This window comes from Loktanella salsilacus (assembly GCF_900114485.1).
Classification (GTDB): Bacteria; Pseudomonadota; Alphaproteobacteria; order Rhodobacterales; family Rhodobacteraceae; genus Loktanella; species Loktanella salsilacus.
In genome coordinates this window covers 42,541-64,583 of record NZ_FOTF01000019.1, presented here as the reverse complement: position 1 = coordinate 64,583, position 22,043 = coordinate 42,541, and the positions used below count along the sequence as shown (strand labels likewise).

Below are 22,043 nucleotides of genomic sequence, written 5' to 3'. Positions count from 1 at the left end.
GGTTTTTTGTTGCGCCAGCCGATGTTCACGCAGACATTACATTTTCGCAACTTGTGCCGCCCGCTTTCGGGGCGCTACGCTGTAGCTTAGCCCATTGACCGGAGACTTCGATGCCTCAGACCCCCCGCCGCCCCCGCGCCCTTGCTGTGCCGCGTCCACTGGATTTACTGGCTGGTTCGGTTTTATTGCTGGGTGGCATGTTTTTGGCAGGGCAGGCGGGCGCGCAGGATTTGGTCAAATCCCACGGCTATTCTTATTTCGGCGATCTGAAATACCCCGCCGATTTCCCGCATCTAGACTATGTAAACCCGGACGCCCCCAAGGGCGGGGAAATCTCCGAATGGGCCCCCGGCACCTTTGACGGCTACAACCCGTATTTCCGCGGTGGCAATACCGCCGTAATGTCCACCGCCCCGTTCGAGGCGATTGTGACCACCACGGCGGACGATCCTACCGCGCTATACTGCTATTTGTGCACAACGATGGAGTATCCGCAGGACCTGTCCTACGTCATCTTTAACCTGCGCGACGACGTGACATTCAGCGACGGCAGCCCGATGACCGCCGATGATATCAAATTCAGCTACGACACCTTTATGGAACAGGGCCTGCCCGAATTCCGCGCTGCCTTTGACGGCCAGATCACACTGGTAGAGGTGCTGGACCCTCACCGAATCAAATTCACCTTTGGCGATGACGCGCCCCTGCGCGACCGCATCGGCCTTGCCGCGACATTCCCGCCGTTTTCCAAGGCAGAGTGGGAGCGCGATGGCCGCCGGATCGACCAGACATGGAAAACACCGCCCATGGGCACGGGTCCCTATATGCTGGCAGATTTCGACTATGGCCGCAGCCTGACCTATGGCCGCAATCCAAACTTCTGGGGCGCGGACCTGCCGATCAATCTGGGCCGCAACAACTTTGATTCCATCCGCATTGAATACTTCGCCGACGGCGATACCGCGTTCGAGGCGTTTAAGGCGGGCGAATATACCTTCCGCGTGGAAAATTCGTCCCTGAGTTGGGCGACGGGATACGATTTTCCCGGCATCCAGAACGGAAGCGTGATCAAGGCAGAACTGCCCAACGGCAGCCTGCCAAGCGCGCAGTCATTTATCTTTAACCTTAAGCGCAGCCAGTTTCAGGACCCGGCGGTCCGAGAGGCGATCAGGCTGATGTTCAATTTCGAATGGTCGAACGAGACGCTGTTTTACGGCCTTTACGACCGAGTCGAATCCTTTTGGGCCAACACAGAGATGGAGGCGAAGGGCACGCCCACGCCAGAAGAGCTCGCCGTGCTGCAGCCGCTGGTCGATCAAGGTTTGTTGGACGCCGCCATCCTGACGGACGAGGTCACGATGGCCCCGACATCCAACGCAAACCAGCTGGACCGGGGCAACCTGCGCAGTGCATCTGCCCTGCTGAACGATGCGGGCTGGATTGCCGGTGATGACGGGATTCGCCGCAAGGATGGCAAGACGTTGGATGTGGCTTTCCTAGAAAGCAGCCCGGCGTTTGACCGCGTGATTAATCCCTATGTCGAAAACCTAAAGCGGCTGGGCGTGAATGCCAAACTGGACCGCGTTGATCCGGCGCAGGAAACCGAACGCACGCGGTCGGGCGACTGGGATATCGTGACGCATAGCTTCTCGATGCAGCTAGAGCCGGGGACAGAGCTGAAGCAGTGGTTCGGATCCGAGACCGCCGAGGATAGCAGCCGCAACCTGATGGGCCTCGCCGATCCGGCTGTCGACAGCCTGATCGACACGGTCGTGGCCGCCCAGACGGCCGATGACATGCATGCCGCAACCCGCGCGCTGGACCGCGTCCTGCGGGCCAAGGGGTTTTGGGTGCCGGAATGGTTCAAGGCGGTCTATACCGTCGCCTATTACGACATGTTCGAGCATCCAGAAAACCTGCCGCCCTACGCGCTTGGAGAGACGGATTTCTGGTGGTTCAACGCCGATAAAGCCGAGGCGCTGAAGGCGTCCGGCGCGCTGCGCTGACCTGACATGAGCGCCTATATCCTACGCCGCTTGCTGCTGGTGATTCCGACTCTGATCGGGATCATGGTGGTGAACTTTACCCTGACGCAATTCGTCCCCGGCGGCCCGATTGAACAGATCATCGCCCAGATGGAAGGCGGCGGTGACGTGTTCGAGGGCATCTCTGGCGGCGGCGGCGGAGAGCTGGTTGATGGCGGCGGCAGTGACTACATTGGATCGCGCGGCTTGCCGCCGGGGTTCATTGAAGAGCTGGAAAAAGAGTTCGGTTTCGATAAGCCGCCGCTGGAGCGGTTCCTGTCGATGATGTGGAACTACGTGCGGTTCGACTTTGGCCAAAGCTATTTCCGGTCGATTTCGGTGTTCGATCTGGTCATGGAAAAAATGCCCGTGTCGATCACGCTAGGCCTGTGGACGACGTTGATCGCCTACGCGATCTCGATCCCGCTGGGCATCAAAAAGGCGGTGCGCGACGGGTCAAAGTTCGACACTTGGACCAGCGGTGCGATTATCGTCGGCTATGCGATCCCGGGCTTTTTGTTCGCGATCCTACTTATCGTGCTTTTTGCAGGCGGCAGCTATTGGCGCATTTTCCCGCTGCGCGGACTGACGTCGACGAACTTTGACGACCTGTCGATGCTGGGCAAGATCGGCGACTACTTCTGGCACATCGCCTTGCCAGTGCTGTCGATGACCATCGCCAGTTTCGCAACGCTGACCTTGCTGACCAAGAACAGCTTTCTGGACGAGATTAAAAAGCAGTACGTTCTGACCGCCAAGGCCAAGGGATTGGGAGAGCGGACGATCCTGTATCGCCACGTCTTCCGCAACGCCATGCTGATCGTGATCTCTGGCTTTCCGGCGTTGTTTATCTCTGTCTTCTTTGGCGGCTCGTTGATTATCGAGACGCTGTTCAGCCTCGATGGTTTAGGCCGTTTAGGGTACGAGGCCGCTGTGGCCCGCGATTATCCTGTCGTCTTTGGCACGCTGTTTGCGTTTTCCTTGATGGGGCTTGTCGTCGGGATCATCACCGATCTGACCTATATGTTCATCGATCCGCGCATCGATTTCGAGGCGAGGGGCTGACATGACCAATATCGACCCAAATGAACAGGCGCTGATGGGCGCAGCCAAATCCCGCGCGCCGTACCTGTCGCCGCTTAACCAGCGCCGCTGGCGCAACTTTAAACGCAACCGCCGGGCCGTCTGGTCGCTTTGGATTTTCGCGATCCTGTTCGGCCTGTCGCTGCTGGCCGAATTCATCGCCAACGACAAACCCCTGCTGGTCGACTACCGCGGCGAATTGCGGATGCCGATCTTTGGCTTCTATTCAGAGGCGGACTTTGGCGGCGATTTCCTGACCGAAGCGGGCTACACCGACGTCGAGGTGAAGTGCCTGATCGCCACGGGCGGCCTTGCGGATATGTGCTTTGACGATCCCGAAGCCACCATTGCGGCGTCGAACGCAGGCACGATTGACGATCCGAACTACCAAAAGGGTTGGATGGTCTGGCCGCTGATCCCCTATAGCTACAACACCATCGTTGACGTGCCGGGCGTGGCACCGTCCGCCCCTGACGCCAACAACTGGCTGGGCACGGATGACACCAAGCGCGATGTGGTTGCGCGTGTGATCTATGGCTTCCGCCTGTCCATCGTTTTTACCCTGATCGTGACCGTGGCGTCATCGTTGATTGGCATCGTGGCCGGTGCGGTGCAGGGCTATTTCGGCGGCTGGGTCGATCTGACCTTTCAACGCGTGATCGAGATTTGGACCGGTATCCCGTCGCTTTACGTCATCATCATTATGTTCGCGATTCTGGGGCGAAGTTTCTGGCTGCTGGTGTTCTTAATCGTGCTGTTTGGCTGGACGTCACTTGTGGGCCTTGTGCGCGCGGAATTCCTGCGGGCGCGTAACTTTGAATACGTCCGTGCGGCGCGGGCCTTGGGCGTGCGCGACCGGACGATCATGATGCGGCACATCCTGCCCAACGCCATGGTCGCCACCGTCACAATGCTGCCCTTCCTGATCACAGGGGGCATCAGCACGCTCGCGACGCTGGATTTCCTTGGCTTTGGCTTGCCATCCTCTGCTCCGTCATTAGGCGAGCTTACGTTGCAGGCCAAACAGAACCTGCAGGCACCGTGGCTTGGCTTCACCGCCTTCTTTACCTTTGCGATCATGCTGTCGCTGCTGGTGTTCATTTTCGAAGGGGTGCGTGATGCGTTCGACCCCAGAAAGACCTTCTCTTGACCGTCCTGCTTGATGTCCGCGACCTGAACGTTTCCTTCCGGCAGGACGGCGACACGACCCACGCCGTGCGCGGGGTGTCGTTTCAGGTGCATAAGGGTGAAACCGTCGCGATCGTCGGCGAAAGCGGGTCGGGCAAATCCGTGACCGCCTTGTCCACGGTGCAGTTGCTGGGCGATTCGGCGCAGGTCACGGGGTCGATCACCTATGACGGCACCCAGATGGTCGGCGCGCCGGAACGCGACCTGATGCGGGTGCGCGGCAACGACATCAGCTTTATCTTTCAAGAGCCGATGACATCGCTGAACCCGCTGCACACGATCCAGCGGCAGTTGGGCGAATCCATCGAGTTGCACCAGGGCCTGCGCGGCGACGCCGTCCGCGCCCGCGTGATCGAACTGCTGACGCAAGTTGGCATCCGCGAGCCTGAGGAGCGGCTAGAGGCCTATCCCCACCAGCTGTCCGGCGGCCAACGTCAGCGCGTGATGATCGCGATGGCGCTGGCGAACGGCCCGCATCTGTTGATCGCGGACGAGCCGACGACAGCACTGGATGTCACGATCCAAGCACAAATTCTGGAACTGATGGCAGAGCTAAAGCGCGACACAGGGCTGTCGATGCTGTTCATCACCCATGACCTGACCATCGTGCGCAAGATCGCCGACCGGGTCTGCGTGATGAAGGACGGCGTCATCGTTGAAACCGGCCCCACGGCCGAGATTTTTGCCAGCCCCCAGCACCCCTATACCCAGATGCTGTTGGCCGCTGAATCCGTCGGCACGCCCGGCCCGGTTGCTACTGACGCGCCAGTTATCGTTCAGACGGATCATCTGAAAATCTGGTTCCCGATCCGCCGCGGGCTGATGAAGCGCACGGTCGGGCATATCAAGGCCGTGAACGACGCGAACCTGTCCGTCCGGGCAGGCGAGACGATAGGCATCGTCGGCGAATCGGGTTCCGGCAAGACGACCATGGCACTGGCGATCATGCGTCTGATTGCATCAGAAGGGCGGATCCGCTTCCAAGGGCAGGACATTCAGGACCACAACCAACGCCAGATGCGCCCCCTGCGCTCTGCCATGCAGATCGTGTTTCAGGACCCCTTTGGCAGCCTGTCGCCGCGCATGACGGTCGAGCAGATTATCGCAGAAGGGCTGACGATCCATCGCATCGACCCGGCCCGCAAACCGCGCGACATGGTGGCAGAGATCATGGCAGAGGTCGGCCTTGATCCCGTCCTGATGGACCGCTACCCGCACGAATTCTCTGGCGGGCAGCGCCAGCGCATCGCCATCGCCCGCGCAATGATTCTCCGCCCCAAACTAGTGGTGCTGGACGAGCCGACAAGCGCCTTGGATATGACTGTGCAGGTGCAGATCGTTGATCTGCTGCGCGATCTGCAGCAGCGGTACGGGCTTGCCTATATCTTTATCAGCCACGACCTGAAGGTCGTGCGCGCCATGTCGCACAAGGTCATGGTGATGAAACAGGGCGACGTGGTCGAGGCGGGCAGCGCGGCAGATATCTTTGACGCGCCCCAAACTGACTACACCCGCGCCCTGATGGCTGCCGCTTTTGAAGGGCGGGCCGTCTGAAGGATTTGATCCGGGGATTGTGACTTGCTGATTGGGAAAGTTTTGGGCCAGTGTGCCGCAAGCCATTTCTTAAACCAAATCAGTAGGACAGCAGATGACCACAGCCAAGCCGAACGTCGGCGCACAAGTCGAACAGATGACCTTTGCCATCGCAGGGCAGGACGGAACCGTCACGATTGGCGCGCCAAAGGATCGCTGGACGATGCTGTTCGTCTATCGCGGTCGCCACTGCCCGCGGTGCAAACGCTTTTTGAACAAGCTGAATGCCGTGCTGCCGCAGTGGACGGACGTCATGGACGTCGCGGTCGTGTCGGCTGATACGCAGGACAAGGCAATTGCGGATAAGGCGGAATTCGGCTGGGACTTCGATCTGTGCTATGGCCTTAGCGTCGATCAGATGCGCGCATTGGGGCTTTACGTGTCAGAGCCACTGTCGGATGCGGAAACGACCGAAATGTTCGCGGAACCAGGCGCCTTCGCGATCCGGCCTAATGGCACGCTGATGCTGGTCGATATCTCGAACGGGCCAGCTGCACGTCCTGATCTAGAAGAGTTGCTGGACGGCATGAAGTTCAACATCACCAACGATCGCCCCGTGCGCGGCACCGCCTGATGGCGGGGCAGGGGGCTAAAGCGCCCTCTGCCACCCCCCCCCAAACGAAAACGACGCCGCCGGTTTCCCGGCAGCGTCGGCATCACAGATGGCGAACGATCGTCCAAATCGGCCATCCGATTGTCGCTAGCGAGGGCTATTAACCCTCTGACCCGATCATGAAGCACGATTGGCTACGGGCCTGCAAGCGTCGGCAGGCTAAATCGGCACCTTCTCGCGTTAAACCCATAAAGTTGGCATCAAAGCCACGGGCATTCTGCGTTACGCGGCGCACAGCACCGTCTAGCGTGCTCATTTCGTTCAAAGCTACGCGCAAAAGCACCTTTTCCGCTTCATAGCGGGAATTGTAACGGCCGACGTTAACGCCCCAATGGCGCCCGCCAGACGTCGAGATCCGCGTGACAACCTCTGGTGCGGCGGGGGCAGATGCGATGGCTCCGGCTGCAGGGGCGACGGCGGCGACCTGAACGGCCTCTGCCAGAACCGAGTTGATCAGGTCCGTGTCGACGGCCAGCTGCACGGGTGCGCTGACGGCCTGTGTTGGACGCGCGGCGGGGCGCAAGCTGCGGGATACGCGGCCAGACACGCGGACGGTCTTGCCCGCGCCGCCATTCGTGGCCGGGCCAACGTTGGAGGATACGAGCAAGGGATCGGTCGCAGGTGCAGCCGAAGGCGGCTGGGGCCGCTGCAGCGTTGCGTTCGCTGGCGCGCGGTTAAAGCCCATGTCCATCAGCTCTTTGATCTTGCCGTTGCGCTGCGCGGTCGATGTGCCGCCAAAGACGGTCGCGATAATGCGTTCTTGGCCGCGCTGCGCAGAGGCAACAAGGTTAAAGCCGGCCGCATTGGTAAAGCCGGTCTTGATGCCGTCGGCACCTTCATAGCTGTCCAGAAACCGGCGATTCGTGTGGCGTACTTCGGCGATGCCTGCATCAGCGGTGCGGCGCGAGAACAGGTTATAATACTGGGGGAAGTCATAAATGACGTGGCGGCCTAGCACGCTCATGTCGCGGGCGGTGGACAAATGGCCCTCTTGGGTCAGGCCGTTGGCGTTTTTAAAGGTCGTGTTGGTCATGCCCATCGCAGCGGCGGTACGGTTCATGCGGACGGCGAATGCCTCTTCAGATCCCGAAATCGCCTCGCCAATCGCGGTGGCAGCGTCGTTTGCCGATTTCACAGCCGCAGCGCGCAAAAGATAGCGCAGCTTGATCTGCTGGCCGGTCTTTAGACCCAGTTTGCTGGGCGGCTCTGCCGATGCGTTGCTGGTGACGGTAACCATTGAATCAAGCGTGATCTCTCCGCGCTGGATCGCTTGGAAGGCGATATAAAGGGTCATCATCTTGGTCAGGGACGCGGGGTGCAGGCGGGTATCGGCGTTTTGCGAATACAGCTGCTCTCCGGTGCGGGCATCCATCACGTAGGCGGCGTAGGGGGCAGCGAATGCGACCACCGGCGTCAACGCAAGGAATAGCATCACGGAAATCGCACGCATAGCGCGGGTATGGGGACGGTTTTGCACGTCTCTTGCCTCTTTTTACGAATCTGCCTCAAAGCCCCGAATTTTTTCGGTGACCATTGTTATTACATTAACGCTAACACAGGCGCGGTACAGGCGAAAATAGCTAATTTTCAAAGGCTTTGACTGTGGTCTTTCTGCACAATTTCCAGATGTAGTGGGGCGTTGTGGTGCGCACGTCTAGATGCGGTGGGTCGGCGTGGTTGCGACGTAAAGGCCTCTTACAGATCGCACGCCAGTTTTGTATGCGTTGGCAATGATCCGCCACCTGCGCCACACCTTGCTGACCCTGACTGCGATTCTTGTCGTTGCGGTGTCCAGCATCACGTCTGCTGCGCAAAAGGCACCGACACCTGCGCAGGCTGCTGCGGTTCAGATGCTCGTCGCCCTTGGTGCGTCGGCAGATGATTTGTGCGGCGATGGTCCGATTTCGGGCCACAATCATTGCCCGTTTTGTCACCTGCTGCCCGATCCGCCATCCTGTCACGCCAGTCCGCGCGAATTTCGCCTGTCCACGGTGTTCGATCTGGCGGATCAATCCGACCTGATCGCCGGATCGCAAAGCGGCGATCCCCATGTCCGGTCCCGCGCGCCCCCCACTTCGGTCTGATCCACCGCGCCCCTTAGGCGTGTTTTTCAGTCAATTCCACAGGCGCGGGTTGCGGTGTGTCCGCACGCGTCCAGCGATACCGGAGATATGTTATGAAACTGACAACACTAACACTTGCAGCCGCCCTGACCCTTTGCGCCGCAGCACAGGCTCAAACTGCAGACGGCACGATGATGCACGGCAACGTGGATCATAGCGCAATGGATCATGCGGGCGGCGCCACCTACACGCTTGGCGATCTGACCATCGCAGGTACATTCACCCGCGCAACCCTGCCGAACGCCCCTGTCGCGGGCGGTTTTCTGACTGTGACCAACGCGGGCACTGTCGATGACACGCTAATTGGGGCCACCAGCAGCATCGCAGGTGACACCCAGATCCACGAAATGGCGATGCAAGGCGACGTGATGAAAATGCGCGAGCTGCCAGCAGGTTTGCCGATCCCAGCGGGTGAATCCGTGACCCTGCAACCCGGCGGCTTTCATCTGATGTTCATGGATTTGAACCAGCCTTTGGTTGAAGGAGAGGTCGTCACCGTCACCCTGACGTTTGAAACCGCCGGCGAAATTGACGTGGTGCTGCCCGTTGGCGCGACCGCGGCCAAGATGGCGCACTAGGGGCTTTTGATGACACGCAATATGAAACGCGCAGGCTTTGCGCTGTGGGGTGCCGTGGTGGTGGCCCTTGGCGCTTTGGTCTGGCTGCAACTGGCCGGGCCGGACGGCAGCGATCCGTTGAATTTGACCGATACGCTGGGGCAGGGCGATTACGCGCTGACGACAACCGACGGCGGGGCCTTCACCTCTGACAACCTGAAAGGCGGCGCGACAGCGGTGTTTTTCGGCTTCACCCACTGCCCAGAGGTGTGCCCGACAACCCTAGGCGATGTGTCGATGTGGCAAGAGGCGCTGGCCACGGACGGCCAAGCGCTGAACGTCTATTTCGTCACAGTTGATCCCGAACGTGACACGGTGGACACCCTGCGCGACTATGTCTCTTGGGTGCCCGGCGTGACCGGTGTGTCTGGCACGCCAGAACAGGTAAAGGCGGCAGAGGCGGCGTTCCGAATCTATGCCCGCCAAGTGCCGCTGGATGGCGGCGGCTATACGATGGACCATTCCGCCTCTGTGCTGTTGTTCGACGATCAGGGCCGCTTTTATGAACCGATCGGCTATCAAGAAGGCACCGATCGCGCGCTTGCGAAAATCAGACGGATGATCGCCAGCTAGGCAGGGGCGGCATATCGACCCCCTTGCGGTCCTGCCGGATCGCAGGGGGTTTTCTTGTGGCCATTTCCGACTATATAGACAGCCTTATTCACATGGATGCAGGACCGGAGTCTCGATGCAGACGCGACACGACATCATGGCGGCCAATAACGACGATGACGGCGAAAGCGACATCGGCGTCGTGCTGAAGACAAAGCCAAAGACGGCCAAGCCTCCGCTTTATAAAGTGCTGATCCTGAATGACGATTTCACGCCGATGGAATTTGTCGTCATGGTGCTGGAACGCTTTTTTGGTATGACCCACGCGCAGGCGTTCGACATCATGTTGACCGTCCACAAAAAAGGCGTCGCGGTTGTCGGCGTCTATAGCCACGAAATCGCAGAAACAAAGGTGGCGCAGGTCATGGATTATGCTCAACGTCACCAGCATCCGCTGCAATGCACGATGGAGAAGGAATAGCGCCGCCGCGCTGTTCCGCCCCTGATGGCCGCAACATCCCGCCTTTTCACCGTCTTGAACGACGAACTTGTGACCCTGCCTGCAGGCCCTGTCACAGTCATGCGCCCCGCCGCCGACTATGACCTGTCGCCGCTGGCGGACCGCGATATTCGCATCAGTCATGGCTTTGCCCCCGACGCCAACGCCTTTGCGCAAGCAGGCTATGCCGTCGGCCAAGACACCGCCGCATCGCCGACGATGATCGTCACTGTGCCCCGGTCCAAGGCGCTGGCGCGGTCGATGATCGCGCAGGCCTGTGCATTGGGGCAGGTCGTGATTGTTGACGGTCAGCGTACCGACGGCATCGATAGCCTGTTCAAGGATGTGCGCGCCGTGCTGGGCGATCTGCCATCCCTGCCCAAGGCCAAGGGCCGTCTGTTCTGGTTCAATGCCACGGACAAGCTGGCAGACTGGGCCGCTCCGCCGCCCGAAGTTGGCGATCACGGCTTTTACACCACCGCTGGCGTCTTTTCTGACGGCGCAATCGACAAGGGCTCTGCCTTGCTGGCGGGCGCGTTGCCTGCGAAACTGCCCAACCGTATGGCCGACCTTGGCGCAGGCTGGGGCTATCTGAGCCAAGCCGTGCTGGGGCGCGATGGCGTCAAATCGCTGGACTTGATCGAAGCAGAGGCGCTGTCGCTGGATTGCGCACGCCTTAACGTGACCGACCCCCGCGCCGCGTTCCACTGGGGCGATGCGCTGACGTTCAAGCCCGCCACGAAATACGATGGCATCGTGATGAACCCGCCGTTCCATACCGGGTCCAAGGGCACACCATCGCTAGGCCAAGGCTTTATCGCGGGTGCTGCCCGGATGCTGGCCGCGCATGGCAAGCTGTGGATGGTCGCAAACCGCCACCTGCCTTACGAGGCGGCGCTGCGCGAGCATTTCCGCAATGTCGAAGAACTGCCGGGCGACGGCGGCTTTAAGCTGTTTCACGCGACCCGCCCGCTGAAATCCTGATCAAAGGACTGCTTCATGTCTTTTTCCATCAAAGGCCGCACGGCCATCGTGACCGGTGCTGGTAACGGCATTGGTTTGGCGATTGCCCGCCACTTCGTTCGTGCCGGTGCCAACGTTATGTTCGCTGATATCAACGAAGAAGCGTTAGAGCGTGAGATTGCTGATTTGTCCGCCGATGAGGACCGCGTGCGGATGTTTACCGGCGATCTGCGGCAAAAGCTGTGCGTGGCGAACCTGATTTCGGCGACAGTGGATGCCTTTGACCGGGTCGATATTCTGGTGAATGCGGCGCGTCTTGTGACTGGCACTGCGCCGCTGGACGCCGAAGATAACTCTGTCGAAGAACTGATGCAGCAGAACCTGATGATGCCGCTGCGCCTGTCGCAGGCCATCGCGCGGCGCTTTGTCAAACAAAAGGCACCTAGCGAAGACGGCCCCATCGGGTCCATCGTGAACCTATCATCCATCGCAGGCCAGCGGGCGCATCCTGACTTGATGGGCTTTTCCATCGCGAATGCGGCGCTGGATCAGATGACACGCTCTATGGCGGTCGCGCTTGCGCCCCAGCAGATCCGGGTGAACGGCGTATCCGTCGGATCGGTGCTGTCCAACAATTTGCTCGGCTGGATGCGCGATCACGAACACGCCCGCAGCGCGATCCTAGACGCCACGCCCATGGGCCGCCTTGCCAACGCGGCAGAGGTCGGGGACACGGTGCAATACCTTGCCTCTGATGCGTCGAGCTTTGTGACGGGTCAGATCGTGACGCTGGACGGCGGTCGCACGTTGGTCGATCCCGCCGCCATCGCTGTTCACTAGGCGCTATTCAGGATACAGCAGGCGGCATTGGTTTGTCGCGGCGCTAGCCTGCTTTTCCAAAATCGCTTGCCGCGCCAGCAGTTGATCGAGCGTTCCGCGTTCCACATCCATATTGATCGCCTGCGGCACATTGACTGTCTTCACCCGCGTTGTGGGACAAAGCGTGGTCGACACGTTGCCGTCGCGGTCACGCTGGCGGCACATATCAAAGCCCCGGCTGACGCGCTGCTGCTGGTCAACGGCAAAGCCGCGATCCAGATTAGCCTGCGTTTGCGCAATCAAAAAGGCGTTCACACGCAGCGGCTCTGACACATTGTTCAGGCATTGCTGTTGCGGCGTGGCGCAAGCGGCCAGCAGGGCAAGTGGGGCGAGGGGCAGAAGATACCGCATATCAGGGCTCCGGTAGAGGGTGTGCCAAGGGGCTGGCGCTTGGCTTTACCCTTAGTGTCCCTTTAAGATGATATGCAATAACAGCAGGGCAAGGGCCAGATGACCGACACGATGGATACTGAAAAAGCGCGGGCAAGCGCATGGTTCGAAACCCTGCGCGACACGATCGTGACCGCGTTCGAAGGATTAGAAGACACCCAGACCACAGGCCCCACGGCAGCGCTGCCCGCAGGCCGGTTTGAACGCACGCAGACGCGTCGCACCGCCGATGATGGGTCAGAGGCGGGCGGCGGTTTGATGTCTGTCATGCGCGGCGGGCGGGTGTTTGAAAAGGTCGGCGTAAATACCTCGACCGTCCACGGCGTATTGGGCGAGGCCGCGCAGCGCGCCATGGCCGCACGCGGTGTGCCGGGCATGGACAGCGATCCGCGCTTTTGGGCGTCTGGCATTTCGCTGGTCGCGCATATGCAAAACCCCCATGCGCCTGCCGTGCACATGAACACCCGCATGTTCTGGACGCCGCACGCGTGGTGGTTTGGCGGCGGGTCCGATCTGAACCCCTGCATTGAATACGCAGAGGACACGGCCCATTTCCATGCAGCCCAGCAAACCCACCTCGACCCGCATGGCACCGACCTTTACCCCCGGCTCAAGGCTTGGGCGGATGAATATTTCTATATCCCGCACCGGAACCGTGCGCGGGGTGTCGGCGGCATCTTTATGGACGACCACTGCACCGGCGACTGGGATGCTGACTTTGCCCTGACCCAAGACATTGGCCGCGCCTTTCTGCCCGCTTATCAGCCGTTGGTGGAAAAGCGCCGCAGCCAAGACTGGACCGACGCCGACAAGGACACGCAGCTGATCCACCGCGGCCTTTATGCGGAATATAACCTTGTCTACGACCGCGGCACCAAATTCGGCCTGACCACTGGACACGACGCCAACGCGGTCCTGATGAGCCTGCCGCCGATGGCCAAGTGGGTCTGACAGGGCCCATGCGGATCGGCGAGTGTCCGCCTGCGGGCGGGCACGGGCCGCTTCATGGGCAGAGCGGGGCTTGAGCGCAGCGTATCGCCCCGCATAAGGTGCCTTCAAAATAGGGGCGGGGGCCATTCAATGAACCAATCGGGCAAAGCACTGCGGCTGGCAGGTCTGATCGCTTTGGCGCTGACGGCTGCGGGATGCGGCATGGTCGGCGGCAAAAAGGATGACGTTGCCGCGCGCAGCTTTGCCCGCGTGGACACAGATGACCTAGAATGCCTTGAGCGGGCGATGTTTTTTGAATCGAACCGGTCGAGCCGCGACGGGTTGGTTGCCGTCGGAAATGTTGTGATGAACCGTGTTCAGTCAGACGCATATCCCGATACGGTCTGCGGTGTTGTGGGGCAAAAGAACCAGTTTGCCCCCGGCGTGATGTCGCGCCCGATGTCCGCCAGCGGCCTGCCGACGGTCCAAGAGGCGGCGATTTCAGTCATGCTGGGCGAGCGGCATCCGATGATTGGCGATGCAAAGTTTTTTCATCAAGCGGGTCACCGGTTTTCCTACGACAACATGAATTACGTCGTCACCGCTGGCGGCAATGCATTTTATGAAAAGCGCAAAAGCGCCTATGTGACCCAGCCCGTGCCGCTGCCAGCAATCGAGGGGCTGACGGGGCGCTAAGCCTCCGGCTTTAGCACTTGGGCAAGGGCGCGGCCCATCTCTCCGCTGTCTGCTAGCCCCTGCGCTGTGCCCGCGCGGTCGGCCTCTGACTTGTGCTGGTTCACCTTCCACGCCCCTGTCAGCCGTGTGACAGGCATGCGCAGTCCAACGATCCCGCGCTGCAGGCTGGCGATATAATCGGCAGGTGCGTCGTCCACAGCCCAAGGGGCAGGGCGGCCTGTTTCCATCTTATTGGTCATCGCGGTCACATGGGCATGCAGCCAGTCGCCGTCCTGCACAGCGGTCAGCATCCCGTGCGCGTGCACCGCGATATAGGTCCAAGTCGGTACGACCTTGCCCGTTTCCGCCTTTGACGGATAAAACCCCGGCCGGATATAGGCGTGCGGCCCTTGAAAGATCGCGACCGTCGGCCCTGCGTGGCGCCAATGCGGATTGCCGCGGGCGACATGGGTTTCCAGCACCATGGTATCGTCCGGCCCGGTCAGCATCATCGGCACATGCGTGACGACCGGACCATCATCCGTTTGCGTGACCAGCGCGCCAAAGGTGATATCACCGATGGCGGCGCGCAGGACGTCAGTCCGGTCCTCTTGAAAGGCCGGGGGGGCGTACATCAGATGCCGCGCACCGTGTCGATCATCAGCTGCACATTGGCCGGATCGGCGTCGGGCGTGATGCCGTGACCAAGGTTAAAGATGTGCGGCCCATTGCTAAAGGCTTGCACGACTTTGCGTGTCTCGCGGATCAGATCCTTGCCGCCGGTGACCATGTGCCGTGACGCCAGATTGCCCTGCACGCAGCCATCGATCTGGACATGACCAGCCGCCCAGTTCGGCGTGACGCCGTCATCCAGCGCGATGCAATCGGCCCCGATCGCGGCATGCAGCCCCTCGTACCGGTGACCTGCGCCACGCGGAAAGGCGATGACCGGGATATGCGGATACTTAGCCTTGAGCGCCGCCGTGATTTCGCGCGCGGGCTCTACTGCGTATTTTGCGAAATCCTCGCCTTGCAGCGATCCAGCCCAGCTGTCGAAAAGCTTGACGACTTCTGCCCCGGCGTCGATCTGGCGCGACAGATAGTGGATCGTGCCTGCGGTGATCTTGGCAAGCAGCGCTTCGAACACGGGGCGGTTTTCGTTTTTCAGCGCGTGCGCCGGGCCTTGGTCCGGGGTGCCTTGGCCTGCGATCATATAGGTCGCGACGGTCCAGGGGGCGCCAGCGAAACCGATCAGCGTGGTATCAGCAGGCAGTTCACGCGACAGGATCTTGACGGTTTCATAGACGGGCGACAGCACGGCGTCGATCTCGTCCACGGGGCCGAGTTTATCCAAACCGGCCTGATCGGTGATCGTGGACAGACGCGGGCCTTCGCCCGTGACGAACCACAGGTCCGCACCCAGCGCTTGTGGCAGCAGTAAGATGTCCGCAAACAGGATCGCCGCGTCAAAGCCGTAGCGGCGGATCGGCTGCAACGTCACCTCTGCCGCGAGTTCGGGGTTGTAGCACAGCGACAGGAAATCACCGGCCTGCGCGCGGGTCGCCTTGTATTCCGGCAAGTAGCGTCCGGCTTGGCGCATCATCCAGATCGGCGGCGTGGGCAGTGTTTCACCCGCAAGGGCGCGCAGAATGGTCTTTTGCTGAGGCATGTGACGTCCTTTGTGTTGTGGGTTTCGTCGCAACGCGCAGGGCTGTTGTCAACCCGGATTGGCAGGGCTAACAGTTGTGTCATGATGCTGAATTTGCCCACACCCGCCGCCGCGTTCAAGATCGGAACCAGAGGATCGCCTCTTGCGATGGCGCAAGCCAACGAGACGCGTGCGCGTCTGGCGCAGGCTTTTGATCTGCCGTTCGAGGCGTTTACCATCGTCATCATCAAGGTGACAGGCGATCAGATCATTGACCGCCCGCTCAAAGAAATCGGCGGCAAGGGCCTGTTTACCCGCGAGATCGAAGAGGCGCTGTTGTCAGGCGAGATTGATATCGCGGTGCATTCGATGAAGGACATGCCGACTCTGCAACCGGGTGGATTGCTGTTGGATACCTATTTGCCGCGTGAAGACGTGCGCGACGCCTTTGTATCCCGCAATGCCGCCGGGCTGGCTGATTTGCCGCAGGGGGCGACGGTCGGATCATCATCTTTGCGCCGCCGCGCACAGGTCAAGGCGCGACGCCCCGACCTGAACGTGGTCGAATTTCGCGGCAACGTGCAGACACGTTTGAAAAAGCTTGATAATGGCGTGGCCACCGCGACGTTTTTGGCCATGGCGGGCCTGAACCGTCTGAAAATGGACGACGTCCCGCATCACGGCATCAGCGCCGACGACATGCTGCCCGCGATTGCGCAGGGTGCCATCGGGATTGAGCGGCGCACAGACGATAGCCGCGCCGCCCAGATGCTGGAAGCGATCCACGACGCCGAAACCGGCTACCGCCTTGCTGCAGAACGATCCTTGCTGCTGGCGCTGGATGGGTCGTGCGAAACGCCGATCGCGGGTCTGGCAGAGCTTGAGGGCGGCAATCTGCGCCTGCGCGGCGAGATCCTGCGCGAGGATGGCACCCGCGTGCTGTCCGACGATATGACAGGCCCCATTGCCGACGGCGCACAGATGGGCCGCGAAATGGCGGCCAAGCTGCTGGAACGCGCCGGGCCGGGGTTCTTTGACTAAAGTTTAGCGCTTTGGCGGGATCACCTTGCCGGGGTTCAGGATGCCGCTGGGGTCCAGCGCGTCCTTGATCGCGCGCATCACATCCAGTGCGACCGGATCCTTGCGCTTTGCCATGCTATCCAGCTTTGACAACCCGACGCCGTGTTCGGCGCTGAATGATCCGCCCAGATCTTGAACCACATCATCTACCATCTCGCGGATCGCGGCGCTTAGGTCGGGGTCCTCTTTGCTGGGGTATGCGGTGTAGTGCACATTGCCATCGCCCAAGTGAACGACAGACAGATCATCTGCGCCGGGGTCCAGCGCCAGAAGGCGTTTGCGCGCTTCGGTTAGAAAGGTTTGCACGTCGGGCAGGGCGACGGCGATATCCGTGTTCACAAAGGGGCGGCGGTCAAAGATCACCTCTGATGCTGCCTCGCGCCGGGCCCACATGTCGCTGCGCTGCTGTTCGGATTGGGCGGTCACGGCGTCTAGGATCAGACCGTCCTCCATCATCTCGGCCAGCGTTTCCTCTAGCAAGGTGACGATGGGCACAGAGCCGTCGTCCAGCGGGGTAGCATCGCGGGGTGCGGTGGCACCGACCTCTATCATGATGTTGACGTCGTGGCGGTCGGCAAAGGGTGCCTTGGTCCCCGGGGTGATGCGCAGATGGGTGTCGATGTAATTGGCAGGCATGTATTCAAACGCCTCGACCGCACCCCCTGTGGCAGCTTGGATGCGGTGTAGCAGGGTCAGGGCGGCATCCAGCGAAGCGGCCGCGACCATCGCCGTGGCGTAGGCGCGCGGCTTGGTGAACAGCTTGACCGTGGCGGCCGTGATGATGCCAAGCGTCCCCTCTGCGCCGATCATCAGGTGCCGCAGGTTCAGGCCGCTGTTATCTTTATGAAGCCGCCCCATCAGATCCATGATCCGACCATCCGCCAGAACGACGGTCAGGCCCAGCACCAGATCGCGGGTATTGCCATAGCGCAGCACGTTCGACCCGCCCGCGTTCGTCGAAAGCGCACCGCCGATCATTGCAGACCCGCGGGCGCCAAAGGTGAGTGGAAAGATCAGATCATGGGCGTCTGCCGCGTCGTGAAGGCGTGAAATGATAACACCAGCCTCTACCTCGGCCGTACGAGAGTCTGGATCGACGTTGCGGATGGCCGTCATCCGGTCCAGCGACAGGGCAATAGCCCCCATGGCGGACGCGCCGCCATTCAGCCCGGTATTGCCCGACACGGGCACCACAGCCTGGCCGGCAGCGTGACAAGCGGCCATCACAGCGCTGACCTGCTGCGTCGTGGTGGGCCGCGCGACGGCCAGCGGGACAGAGGGGTAATAGCCCGTCCAATCGTTGGTCCAGCGCGCCATATCGGCGGGGTCGGTCAGTAGGCCTTGGGGGCCTAGAATATCGGCAAGTGTCGTGAGCAAAGTCATCGTGGTCCCCCGGTCTGTTGCGCAGACCCTGAACCTGCTGTGGGGACGTTGCAAGATGGTATGCCAAATATTGAGGCGCGCTAAACAGCAAACGCGCGTGAGCGATCTGCGGTGGCTGCTTCGCGCTTCGTTTTGAACTGGTGGACTGTGGTGGTGGCGTGGGGGAGACTTGAACTCCCGACACAGCGTGGCTTGCGCAGCAAATGCGCCGGTCGGTCCGGGGTGTCGGTTTCGCGGTGCATTTGAGCTGGGAGACTGTGGTGGTGGCGTGGGGGAGACTTGAACTCCCGACCTATCGATTATGAGTCGATCGCTCTAACCAACTGAGCTACCGCGCCTCACCACGGCGCATCCGATAAGCGGACCAGGGGGCGGTGTCAAACGCATTTTTCCACTTTTATGCGCGGGATGCGGGGTGCAACGATTTTTCGATGAATAATCGTCCGGTGTTAAACCTTTTGGGCGAAAAGTTTTAGGCTCCGGCTTGGTGCTGGCCGGGTTGACAAGCGGGGAAGCAGGCCGCTTGTTCACAGGCGAAATGAAAAGGAGTGCGCGTATGTCGCAGGGATATTTAACGACCCATGTACTTGATACTGCACGCGGTTTGCCTGCGGGCGGGTTGCAGATCGTGCTGTCGCGGATCACAGACGCGGGCCCGGCAGAGATCGCGCGCATGACGACGAATGCTGACGGGCGCACTGATGCGCCGATCCTGCCCAAAGGGCAGTTCGCCGTCGGCACCTATGAGTTGACATTCCACGCGGGTGACTACCTGCGCGCGACCGGTCAGGACGGGGCAGAGCCGCTCTTTCTGGATATTGTGCCGATCCGCTTTGGCATCACCGATGCAGAGGCGCATTATCACGTGCCTCTGCTGCTGTCGCCTTACGGCTATTCGACCTATCGCGGCAGCTAAGCCTGCGGCTTAGTCTGGCTTGGCGAAGGTATAAGTCGTGAACTGGCGATAAGGTGTGTGCTCGCCCACGCGGATGGACGGGAAATTCGCGTGGGTGGGGGCGTCTGGCCAGCCTTGCGCCTCGAACGCCAGCGCTTCGTATTGCGGCTTGCCGGGGCGGATCGCGTGGCGACCGTCAAAGACCTGCATGCCGGGCTGATCGGTCGCGATGGTCAGCTTTACGCCGGATTGCCCGGCGAGCCACAGAACATCACGCAGGGGCACCTGTCCATCTGACAGACACATGTTGTGGTCCATCTCGGGGTTCTTGACGCTGATCTCGCGCGGTGCGCGGAAATCGAGCGGGGTGCCGTCTACATCGGCGATCTCTCCGGTGGGATAGAAGTCCTCGGTTGTGGGCAGATAGCGGTCGGCGGCGACTTGCAAGGTGTGGCCGTCCCATGTCGGGGTGCCGTCCAGGTTCCAATAAGAGTGGTTCGCGAAGTTCATCAGCGTCGGCTGGTCGGTGGTGCCCGTGATTTCCATCGTCAGGATGGCGGGGGCGATCACGGTGAACACAGCGCGAATATGCCGGTCGCCGGGCAGACCGCCGTCACCATCGGGCAGATGCAGTTTGAACACAGCACGGTCGGCCGAGGATTCGTGCAGCTTCCATGGCCGCAGGTGCGTCGCGCGGCTGCCGGAATGCAGGTGGATGCGGTTCTTCAGGTTCCGCTCCAGCTCGTACATCATGCCGTCAATCTCGACCCGGCCGGTGCTGATCCGGTTCACAACTGGACCGATCAGCGATCCGCTATAGCGCATCTCGCCCTCGTAATCGGCCAGAAGGTCAGAGCCGCGGGTCAGGGAATAGTCAACGCCCGCAAGCCGCACGTCCTGCACGACGCAGCCCCATGTCAGCAGGGTGACGGACAAGTCGCCTGCATGCAGTGTGACGCTGTCGATGTCATGACCAGCGGCGGATGTGCCAAAATGTGCGATCATCAAAGTGCCTCCCAGTGGACCCCCGCGGCGGGGATGATTGTGTCTTTCCATGTGACAGGCTTGGGACCGTAGTTGAAGAAAAATCGCGTGGTGGCCGTGTCGCGCACGCGCAGGCCATCTGGCAGGCGCAGGGTCGCAATGCCCGCTGCGTCGCAAAGCCCGCCGATGATGCCGTCAAAGGTCGCGTCATCTGGCCAGCCGGCCAGATAGCGCAGGTGATCGCCGCCCATGATCGCTGGTTGGCCTGATTTCGTGGACAGATGCACCGGCGCTGTGCCGTCCAGATGTTCGAACCAATGGCGGAAACGGCCGCCGCCTTGCAGCTTGATCTTGTCGCTGGGAGGCAGGCTTTCGGTCAGTGTGACGGTGACGTCAGTGTCGGGCAGGGATGGGCCCATGGGCACGGGGATCGCCATGTCGCGGGTTTTCAGATCGCTGCGCGGGCCGATCAGCGCGATGCCTTCGTATGTTGCCAATGCGGCGCGCAGGTTGTCCGAAATCGTCATCAGACCGGGGGCAAGGACCAGTTTATAGGCCGACAGATCGCCCGTATGGGGCGGCAGGATGTCCACGGACAGACCCGCCCGGCGCAAGGCGCGGTAGGCGGCAAAGGCAAGGCGGAACATGTCAAAGTCCGCACCCTGCGGCTGCGTGTCCCACGCCCATGCGCTTTCGTAATCAAAGATCAGCGCGGCAGAGCCTGTGGCGTGATCAAGGTCTGGCATGGCAGCGATTTCTGCCGCGACCTGCGCGGCCTCGCCCAAGGCCGGGGCGGGTTCGCTGTCGGGGCGCAGCAGGCCTGCATGCATTTGTTCCTGCGCAAAGGGGGCCTGACGCCAGCGGAAATAGCAGACGGCCTCTGCCCCGTGGGCGAAGGCTTCCCATGCCCAAAGGCGGGCCATGCCGGGCAGGGGGGCGGGGTTGTAGGGGGCCCAGTTTACCGGGCCGGGTTGCTGTTCCATCACCCAAAGGCGGCCATTGCCGACAGCGCGGTACAGATCGTGGTGAAAGGCTTGGTTGTCCGGGTGACCTTGGCGCAGATAGGTCTGCTTTTCCTTCGTCGTCCCTTCGATCCTGTCGGACAGAAAGCCGATGGGGTAACTGTCCCACGACGCGATATCGAGGTCGGCACCGACTTTGAAATGATCAAACGTCAGCGTGCGGCCCATGTAGTTGTGGATCAGCGGCGTGTCGGTCAAAGGACGCAGGGCGTCGACCTGTACGCGGTTGAACGCGGCGACTTGGTCAGAGCTGTAGCGCCGGAAATCCAGCACATGCGCGGGGTTGGGTTCGGTGACGGTCAGGTTCGGCAGTTCGATCTGGTCGAAGGTGTCGTATTGCATTGACCAAAAGATATTGCCCCAAGCCCGGTTCAGCGCGTCCGTGCTTTGGTATTTCTGCGCAAGCCAATCCTGAAACCCCTGTTTTGCAGCACCCGAATATGACAGCGTCGTATCGTGGCAATCGTATTCGTTATCGATCTGCCAAGCTGCGACATGGGGATTGCGGCCATAACGCTCGCCCATCGCTGTTGCGATGCGGCGACATGCGTCGCGGTAGCCCATATGGCTGAAATCATAATGCCGGCGCGAGCCAAAGCCCCGCGTGCGCCCCTGCGCGTCGACGGGCAGCATGTCGGGCATGCTGTCCACCAACCAGCGCGGCGGGGTGGCAGTGGGTGTGCCCATCACGACCTTGAGGCCAGCATTGCCAAGGGTTTCTACGGCCCGGTCCAGCCAATCCCAGTCGTAGGTGCCAGGGGTGGGTTCCATCAGGCTCCAGGCGAATTCGCCAATGCGCACCCACGTCAGGCCGGTGGCCTTCATCTGGGCGGCATCAACGGCCCATTGGGATTCGGGCCAGTGTTCGGGGTAGTAGCAAACGCCGAGCGTGCGGGTCATGT

22 protein-coding genes and 1 tRNA gene are annotated in these 22,043 nt (G+C 61.0%); 15 read left to right on the top strand and 8 right to left on the bottom strand.

The genetic code is table 11. The features are described from left to right. The first annotated feature begins 110 nt into the window (after positions 1–110). The 5 genes from BM131_RS15255 to BM131_RS15235 all read left to right on the top strand — a co-directional run bounded on the left by BM131_RS15255 (position 111) and on the right by BM131_RS15235 (position 6,462). Entirely contained in the window at positions 111–2,006 is a 1,896-nt protein-coding gene (locus tag BM131_RS15255) for an extracellular solute-binding protein (RefSeq protein ID WP_090190863.1), read from the top strand. A gap of 6 nt (positions 2,007–2,012) precedes the next feature. After that, complete coding sequence (locus BM131_RS15250) at positions 2,013–3,089, top strand: microcin C ABC transporter permease YejB (RefSeq protein ID WP_090190861.1); 1,077 nt, start codon at positions 2,013–2,015, stop codon at positions 3,087–3,089. A 34-nt stretch (positions 3,090–3,123) separates the two neighbouring features. Further along, positions 3,124–4,257: an ABC transporter permease gene (locus BM131_RS15245; RefSeq protein WP_090190886.1), complete on the top strand. Its 1,134-nt coding sequence runs from the start codon at positions 3,124–3,126 to the stop codon at positions 4,255–4,257. Next, positions 4,254–5,849, top strand: a complete 1,596-nt coding sequence (locus BM131_RS15240; protein ID WP_090190860.1) for an ABC transporter ATP-binding protein — start codon at positions 4,254–4,256, stop codon at positions 5,847–5,849. Before BM131_RS15245 ends, BM131_RS15240 begins: the two co-directional genes overlap by 4 nt. Positions 5,850–5,943: 94 nt before the next feature. Then, positions 5,944–6,462: a redoxin domain-containing protein gene (locus BM131_RS15235; protein ID WP_175499368.1), complete on the top strand. Its 519-nt coding sequence runs from the start codon at positions 5,944–5,946 to the stop codon at positions 6,460–6,462. A 139-nt stretch (positions 6,463–6,601) separates the two neighbouring features. Here BM131_RS15235 and BM131_RS15230 read toward each other — a convergent pair whose 3' ends face one another. Continuing rightward, positions 6,602–7,933 (bottom strand): D-alanyl-D-alanine carboxypeptidase family protein, encoded by a 1,332-nt coding sequence (locus BM131_RS15230; RefSeq protein WP_090190882.1) that lies wholly within the window; start codon positions 7,931–7,933, stop codon positions 6,602–6,604. Positions 7,934–8,231: 298 nt separating this feature from the next. Here BM131_RS15230 and BM131_RS15225 point away from each other — a divergent pair, with 298 nt between their 5' ends. From BM131_RS15225 to BM131_RS15200, 6 genes are all read left to right on the top strand, one after another. Beyond that, positions 8,232–8,585, top strand: a complete 354-nt coding sequence (locus tag BM131_RS15225) for a hypothetical protein (protein ID WP_139222645.1) — start codon at positions 8,232–8,234, stop codon at positions 8,583–8,585. Positions 8,586–8,677: 92 nt separating this feature from the next. Continuing rightward, on the top strand, positions 8,678–9,202 hold the full coding sequence (locus BM131_RS15220; RefSeq protein WP_090190856.1) for a copper chaperone PCu(A)C: 525 nt from the start codon (positions 8,678–8,680) through the stop codon (positions 9,200–9,202). A gap of 9 nt (positions 9,203–9,211) precedes the next feature. Beyond that, the gene (locus BM131_RS15215; protein ID WP_245754266.1) at positions 9,212–9,814 is read left to right on the top strand and encodes an SCO family protein; all 603 of its coding nucleotides are present in this window, start codon (positions 9,212–9,214) and stop codon (positions 9,812–9,814) included. Positions 9,815–9,929: 115 nt separating this feature from the next. Then, positions 9,930–10,274 (top strand): ATP-dependent Clp protease adapter ClpS, encoded by a 345-nt coding sequence (clpS, locus tag BM131_RS15210; protein ID WP_090190855.1) that lies wholly within the window; start codon positions 9,930–9,932, stop codon positions 10,272–10,274. 24 nt (positions 10,275–10,298) lie between these two features. Beyond that, entirely contained in the window at positions 10,299–11,276 is a 978-nt protein-coding gene (locus BM131_RS15205; protein WP_090190853.1) for a class I SAM-dependent methyltransferase, read from the top strand. 15 nt (positions 11,277–11,291) lie between these two features. After that, positions 11,292–12,095 carry an SDR family NAD(P)-dependent oxidoreductase gene (locus tag BM131_RS15200; protein ID WP_090190852.1) on the top strand — a complete coding sequence of 268 codons (804 nt, stop codon included), beginning with the start codon at positions 11,292–11,294 and terminating at the stop codon, positions 12,093–12,095. 3 nt (positions 12,096–12,098) lie between these two features. Here the strand turns inward: BM131_RS15200 and BM131_RS15195 are convergent, their stop codons facing one another. Continuing rightward, entirely contained in the window at positions 12,099–12,485 is a 387-nt protein-coding gene (locus tag BM131_RS15195; protein WP_090190850.1) for a hypothetical protein, read from the bottom strand. 99 nt (positions 12,486–12,584) lie between these two features. On the opposite strand from BM131_RS15195, the gene hemF reads away from it, so the two are divergent. Continuing rightward, a complete protein-coding gene (gene hemF, locus BM131_RS15190) occupies positions 12,585–13,475 on the top strand; it encodes an oxygen-dependent coproporphyrinogen oxidase (RefSeq protein ID WP_090190849.1) in 891 nt (296 codons plus the stop codon). Positions 13,476–13,604: 129 nt separating this feature from the next. After that, a complete protein-coding gene (locus BM131_RS15185; RefSeq protein WP_090190846.1) occupies positions 13,605–14,150 on the top strand; it encodes a cell wall hydrolase in 546 nt (181 codons plus the stop codon). Here the strand turns inward: BM131_RS15185 and BM131_RS15180 are convergent. Together BM131_RS15180 and hemE are read right to left on the bottom strand one after the other, a co-directional pair. Then, positions 14,147–14,764, bottom strand: coding sequence for an FMN-binding negative transcriptional regulator (locus tag BM131_RS15180; RefSeq protein WP_090190844.1), 618 nt, complete (start codon positions 14,762–14,764; stop codon positions 14,147–14,149). The genes BM131_RS15185 and BM131_RS15180 overlap by 4 nt on opposite strands. After that, positions 14,764–15,798: a uroporphyrinogen decarboxylase gene (hemE, locus tag BM131_RS15175; RefSeq protein WP_090190843.1), complete on the bottom strand. Its 1,035-nt coding sequence runs from the start codon at positions 15,796–15,798 to the stop codon at positions 14,764–14,766. The genes BM131_RS15180 and hemE overlap by 1 nt, the downstream gene beginning before the upstream one ends. A gap of 81 nt (positions 15,799–15,879) precedes the next feature. Here hemE and hemC point away from each other — a divergent pair, with 81 nt between their 5' ends. Then, positions 15,880–16,818: a hydroxymethylbilane synthase gene (gene hemC / locus BM131_RS15170; protein ID WP_090190841.1), complete on the top strand. Its 939-nt coding sequence runs from the start codon at positions 15,880–15,882 to the stop codon at positions 16,816–16,818. Between the two features lie 3 nt (positions 16,819–16,821). Here hemC and BM131_RS15165 read toward each other — a convergent pair whose 3' ends face one another. Both BM131_RS15165 and BM131_RS15160 read right to left on the bottom strand, forming a co-directional pair. Then, the gene (locus tag BM131_RS15165) at positions 16,822–18,240 is read right to left on the bottom strand and encodes an FAD-binding oxidoreductase (RefSeq protein WP_090190839.1); all 1,419 of its coding nucleotides are present in this window, start codon (positions 18,238–18,240) and stop codon (positions 16,822–16,824) included. A gap of 261 nt (positions 18,241–18,501) precedes the next feature. Further along, positions 18,502–18,578 (bottom strand) — tRNA-Met (locus BM131_RS15160). 218 nt (positions 18,579–18,796) lie between these two features. Here BM131_RS15160 and uraH point away from each other — a divergent pair. Continuing rightward, positions 18,797–19,156: a hydroxyisourate hydrolase gene (gene uraH, locus BM131_RS15155; RefSeq protein ID WP_090190838.1), complete on the top strand. Its 360-nt coding sequence runs from the start codon at positions 18,797–18,799 to the stop codon at positions 19,154–19,156. A 9-nt stretch (positions 19,157–19,165) separates the two neighbouring features. Here the strand turns inward: uraH and BM131_RS15150 are convergent, their stop codons facing one another. Then, positions 19,166–20,140 (bottom strand): aldose epimerase family protein, encoded by a 975-nt coding sequence (locus tag BM131_RS15150; protein WP_090190837.1) that lies wholly within the window; start codon positions 20,138–20,140, stop codon positions 19,166–19,168. Next, positions 20,140–22,041: a beta-galactosidase gene (locus BM131_RS15145; RefSeq protein ID WP_090190836.1), complete on the bottom strand. Its 1,902-nt coding sequence runs from the start codon at positions 22,039–22,041 to the stop codon at positions 20,140–20,142. Before BM131_RS15145 ends, BM131_RS15150 begins: the two co-directional genes overlap by 1 nt. Positions 22,042–22,043 lie beyond the last annotated feature (2 nt).